Raw genomic sequence first — 5,450 nt, forward strand, 5'->3', positions numbered from 1 at the left:
TTGTGTTTTTTCAAACTTTGCAACAGAACCCACCATAATTTCAAACTGAAAAACATGAAAACAGTTATGAATTATCTGAAAATCAGAAAATATATACCCCAACTGAAGATGTAGAGAAATATTTAAACAAATGCTTTGAACAATTAGATATAGAGCTTTCAAAAGTCAATTGTTTAATTGCAAATCAAGATTTGCAAGGTGTAACGATATATGGAGGTAAAATACAAGTCGCTTCTCTAAAAAAGATGGTTCCAGAAGATGTAGAAGAAATTACTCGACTTGTGTATGACTTATTGCCGCGTATTAAATTAACAGATTTATTAGTAGAAGTAGATACTTGGACACAGTTTAGCAAACACTTTGTTCATCTTCACACTCAAAAGGCTCCAAAAGAAAAATCAATTTTATTTGCGGCTATCTTATCAGATGGAATTAATTTAGGATTAAGTAAAATGGCTGATGCTTGTCCAAATATCTCATATTCTCAGCTAGCTTGGATAGCAGATTGGTATATAAGAGATGAAAGTTATACGAAAGCGCTTGGAAATATTGCAAATTTTCATCATAAACAACCCTTTTCTTCCTATTGGGGAGAGGGCACTACTTCATCTTCAGATGGACAATTTTTTCGCGCCGGTGGGACTTCCAGTCCCCTAGCACAAGTAAATGGTAAGTATGGTCATGACCCAGGATTAAGTTTTTATACACATATCAGATCAATATCATCCATTTTATGTCCAAGTTATTAGTTCCTCAGAAGAAGCACCACATATTATTGATGGGCTACTGTACCATGAAACAGATTTGCAAATTGAAGAACATTATACAGATGCCGCGGGTTTTGTTGATCATATATTTGGAATGTGCCATATGTTAGGGTTTCGCTTTTCACCACGAATTAAAACGATTGATAATCATAAAATCTATACATTATCTGTTCCAACAATATATGACCATATTAACTTCATGGTTGGCGGAACAATTCAGGTAAAGAAAATACGTGAAAATTGGGATGAAATATTACGTTTAGTTAGCTCTGTACGACAAGGAACAGTTACAGCTTCCCTGATTTTTAAAAAATTATCATCTTACCCTAGACAGAATAGTTTATCTATCGCACTTCGTGAAATCGGCCGAATAGAAAGAAGTTTATATATGTTAAAGTGGATACAAGATCCTGAACACAGAAGAAAAGTTCAGGTTGAATTAAATAAAGGCTAAAGTAAAAATTCTTTGGCTAGAGCTGTATTTTTTAATCAATTAGGAGAAATTCGTGACCGATCCTATGAAGATCAATTGCATCGTGCAAGTGGACTTCAACTCATTATTTCTGCGATTGTAACTTGGAATTCTATCTATATCTCTCGTGCAATTGAAACGTTACGGAATAATGGTATTCATATTCCAGAGGAATATATTCAGCACATCTCTCCATTAGGCTGGGAACATATCGCACTTACAGGAGATTATATTTGGAATTTAAATCAAGAATTGAATTTTGAAAACTTACGGCCACTACGGTAAAATAGAATAAAACAGAAATAAAAACACAGGGAAAATTATTTTCTCTGTGTTTTTATTTCTTAATAATATGTAAAAATATTCCTTAACGTACAATTTTCTTTTTTCGGTCGTGTGACCCCTAAATAGTCATCTAGTTGATTGTAAGTAATGCCTAATTCTATTTCATCATCTTGACCTGGTTTTTCATCTAATAAATCCCCTGTAGGCATTTTTAAGTAAAGACGTTCTTCAGCACCTAACTCTTGTAATAAAGCACGCCCTTGTCGTTTCATTAATCCTGTTAATGGCAGCAGGTCTGCACCGTCGTCTCCAAATTTTGTGGAGAATCCAGTTATAGCTTCAGCAGCATGATCAGTTCCTATAACAAGTAATTCCTGTTGTCCACCAATTGCATATTGTATAATCATACGGACACGAGCCTTTACATTACCTTTATTGAAATCTGTTATTGATTCCCCTAATGAATTTACATATTGATTTACAATGGCATCAACAGTTGAGCCATTGTAAAAAGCAACTGATTGATCTGGCTTTATAAATCGTAATGCTAATTGCGCATCATTTTCATCTCTTTATACTTTGTATGGAAGACGCACAGCGATAAATTTTGCAATTCCACCTTCATTTCGAATTTCTTCGACTGCAAGCTGCGCTAAACGGCTCGCTAATGCCAAGTACAAATCCTTTTGCATTTGTTTTTCTTACATAGTCCTTTAAGAAATCAATTCGTTTACGAATTTCCACTTTTGGATCAATTACTGGCTGCACATGTAATGCTTTCATAATCTGCTTTTGTAATGACATCATATTCTCCCCACTCATTTAATAGTTCTATCTATTAATTAGCAACTTGGCTTATTCGTTCCCGTAAGTAAATTCTTTTTTGTTACATCTTTTCTTCCAATATTCTAAAGTGAAAGACTATAGTTATTTAATAGAAGGTAAAGAGCTAAAAGAATATTGTTCAATCTTATCTAGTACAAAATCTTTATACTGCGATTGTTTCTTTATTTCAAAAATCTGAACTGCATAACTAAAAGAACATTGCGCCTCATAAAAATTCTTCAAATAATATAAGTTTAATCCTTTTTCATAATATAATTCACCAACTAAAAAGCTAGATTCAATAAATAGACAATAATTAATTGCTTTATCACATAATTTAATCGCCTGATGATATGATGATTGTCTTGATAATGCTTGTGCATATGCATATGTATTTTTTATCAGCAAAGTATAATCTGAAATATAATAATTTGAATTTAAAGTTATATTTACCCACCTTAAAATTCGTATAGCATGCTTGTTTTTTCCTTCTTCAGATAAGATAATTCCTATGCTATTCAAAATAAGTAATTCCTGTTCTGTGATGTGATTTAAAGTTGTAAATGTTTTTCTAAGCGCTTTTTTTAATGAAACAATCGGATCATCTAATTTATTTGTATGGTACAAACAAATGGTCTCTATCCATATTAGAAACTGTAAATCATACTTATTTTTGGAAAAAGTACCGATTTTTTTTTCTTCTTCGATAAAGAGTAATACTTGAGTATAATCTTTATCTCTTAAAAACTTTTGAATTATTTGTCTAACTGTATTTTTTTTATATTTCTCCATACCACCATCATTGGTTAAAAAAAAATAATTTAATGGTACTCTTAGCTTACAAGCTATTTGGTGCAATATAAAAGTACTAGGATATATCTTCCCACTTTCAATCATACTAATATTTGCTTGAGAACATATTCCATACGCTAATTCCTCTTGTCTCATATTACGCTTTTGTCTTAATTCTTTAATAATATGTCCTATATTTAAAGAATTACCATACATTGAAAGTTCCTCCATAAGTATAAGGATATCGTCCATTAATTAACAGCATCATTTAGAAATATTCAACAAAAAATTACAGTTAGTTTACTGATTTTCACAGGTATTCCTTCTGGAATTTTTTCGCATAATAGTATAGTAACTATTATTTATTTTTCGATTAACAAAGTAAATCGAAAAAATATATTTAATTATTATGAATATTCTGTATCATTGTAAGAACTTTTTTACACTCAAACTGAAATAACCTATTATTAATAAGAAAGGAGCGTACTTTTCAAACAAAACATGTGTTTTTTCAATTTGATTCTCTTTAATATGGATTTTAGATCCGTATTTATTCAAAATCGGCAGTCCTAATTTCAATCCAAGTATATAACTTAAAGTAATTCCTAAAATTGCACCAGCCATTCCACTAAGAAAAGCAAACATTCCTGACATAGTTCCTTTTATTAGGGGAGCAAACTGATTATTAAATATGTCATTCCCGAATCCTATTTTAAGACTTTCTTCTAACTTATGCGGCTCGCACAAAAACTTTGTTCCTTCAGGATGTACAAATAATTTGGCATTAGGGCAACATTTCATTAAAAGCCCTGCAGCACCTGCGTGATCAATGTGTATATGTGTAACGATAATATTTTTAACTTGAGTTAGCTCAACCTTTAGTTCATTTAACCCAGCTAAAATATATCGAATCGAAGGGCTCGTACATGTATCAATTAATGTAATATCACCAGCTTCATGTATAACGTACGTTCCAGTTCGTTTTGGACAACCTAATTCATAATCATCAATAATGTATACTTTAAAGCCTTTAGAATGTATTTCCTTAACGTATTTTGTTTCCATTTTTGTTTCCTCCTTTAATTTATTAATTTTCAAATAAATCAACAGTTTTTAAATCTGCCTCTCCCAATTTAATACACCTATTCCATCCATTGCAGCTATATTTATAGATTCTGTGGTTAAAGTTAATTTATTTTTCCCTCTAAAATAATAGTATCGTTTGAGTTCAGTATCCTTCCATTTTGGAAAGAGAGTTGTATGTACGTAATGAGTGATTATTTTTTTCTTTACTTTAAATTCACCACTATATGAAATATGTTTGACAGCTAATGCTTGTTCTTCAGTTGAAGTATTTTTAAAATCAAGAGTCACGTCATTTGGTTGATTCTCACCCGTAATAATAGCACTCATATATCCATCCTTGTTGTACATAAGTATTCCATTAGGCTTTATCCCAAAAGGGTATACATGTACCCCATTAAATTTCATAATGTAAAATTCGCCTAATATCCAAGTGCCTATAAAGTTTTCTTTCTGTCCCATTTTATTTATTCACCCTTTGAATTTTAATTTGTAAAAAGATAAAATAAAAATTTACAGCATTTGTTCGAAAGAATGATAAATACATCCCTAGAAGAGTATATAGTTAACTAACTAATTTAATATTCACTTCTAGAAAAAATCCTTTGATTTATTAGTTAGTAAACATATCTTAATATAGACTTTAAACAAGCAATTGCAACTATCATCTCCCGTCTAGGGATTTCTATTTTTTAATCACCCTTTAATTAATTTAATTTTCTTATATTTCAACAAAATATATAATCCCATGTTTGTCTTAAAAACAGACAGATTAGGGGTTTATATACGATATCCATTACATATACAAAAATTTCATTATCGATAACCAGATTTCATTCCCAATCTATCTTTCTAAATCACATCGAATTACATTAGAAAAAATGAAATCATAAACGATAGCTATTATCGGCATCATAACGAGAGAACTATATGTTACTTCTATCAAAAAATAAGTAAACTAGCATTTTTTGTTTTTTTTAAGCATAACCAAACAATAAATATAACGACTGCTGAAATTGTTAAAATTCGAATCACATAATGATGCAAACTATATTCAACAAAATTCCATTTGTCATTAAGTTTCCATCCAAGCCCAATAAATGTATTAACCCAAATAAAAGCACCACTATATGCATATAAAGGTTCTGTTGCAAAGTTTTTTAAATGAAGCTAAACTGTAGGGAAAATGTGTTGAGGAGAATGATACATGCGATACTTTAAAGGAA

2 protein-coding genes and 5 pseudogenes are annotated in these 5,450 nt (G+C 30.6%); 1 reads left to right on the forward strand and 6 read right to left on the reverse strand.

What is annotated here, in order from left to right:
• Nucleotides 1–134 precede the first annotated feature (134 nt).
• A pseudogene (locus CN409_RS30080) lies at nt 135–1,524 on the forward strand (Tn3 family transposase); the annotation flags it as partial.
• Nucleotides 1,525–1,643: 119 nt separating this feature from the next.
• On the opposite strand, the pseudogene nadE reads toward CN409_RS30080, so the two are convergent.
• The 6 genes and pseudogenes from nadE to CN409_RS30110 form a co-directional block, all read right to left on the reverse strand.
• Nucleotides 1,644–2,328, reverse strand: a pseudogene (gene nadE / locus CN409_RS30085) (ammonia-dependent NAD(+) synthetase); the annotation flags it as partial.
• 123 nt (nt 2,329–2,451) lie between these two features.
• Nucleotides 2,452–3,357: a helix-turn-helix domain-containing protein gene (locus CN409_RS30090; protein ID WP_170951642.1), complete on the reverse strand. Its 906-nt coding sequence runs from the start codon at nt 3,355–3,357 to the stop codon at nt 2,452–2,454.
• A gap of 222 nt (nt 3,358–3,579) precedes the next feature.
• Nucleotides 3,580–3,804: pseudogene (locus CN409_RS30095) on the reverse strand (DedA family protein); the annotation flags it as partial.
• 99 nt (nt 3,805–3,903) lie between these two features.
• Nucleotides 3,904–4,206: pseudogene (locus CN409_RS30100) on the reverse strand (MBL fold metallo-hydrolase); the annotation flags it as partial.
• A 48-nt stretch (nt 4,207–4,254) separates the two neighbouring features.
• Complete coding sequence (locus tag CN409_RS30105; RefSeq protein ID WP_097981903.1) at nt 4,255–4,686, reverse strand: lipocalin-like domain-containing protein; 432 nt, start codon at nt 4,684–4,686, stop codon at nt 4,255–4,257.
• 480 nt (nt 4,687–5,166) lie between these two features.
• Nucleotides 5,167–5,364, reverse strand: a pseudogene (locus CN409_RS30110) (DedA family protein); the annotation flags it as partial.
• Between the last annotated feature and the right edge of the window lie 86 nt (nt 5,365–5,450).

The organism is Bacillus sp. AFS012607, assembly GCF_002558005.1.
Taxonomy (GTDB): domain Bacteria; phylum Bacillota; class Bacilli; order Bacillales; family Bacillaceae_G; genus Bacillus_A; species Bacillus_A thuringiensis_S.

Coding starts and splice junctions, on each gene's coding strand:
- CN409_RS30090 (WP_170951642.1), bottom strand. CDS start 3,357: ATGTATGGTAATTCTTTAAATATAGGACATATTATTAAAGAATTAAGA.
- CN409_RS30105 (WP_097981903.1), bottom strand. CDS start 4,686: ATGGGACAGAAAGAAAACTTTATAGGCACTTGGATATTAGGCGAATTT.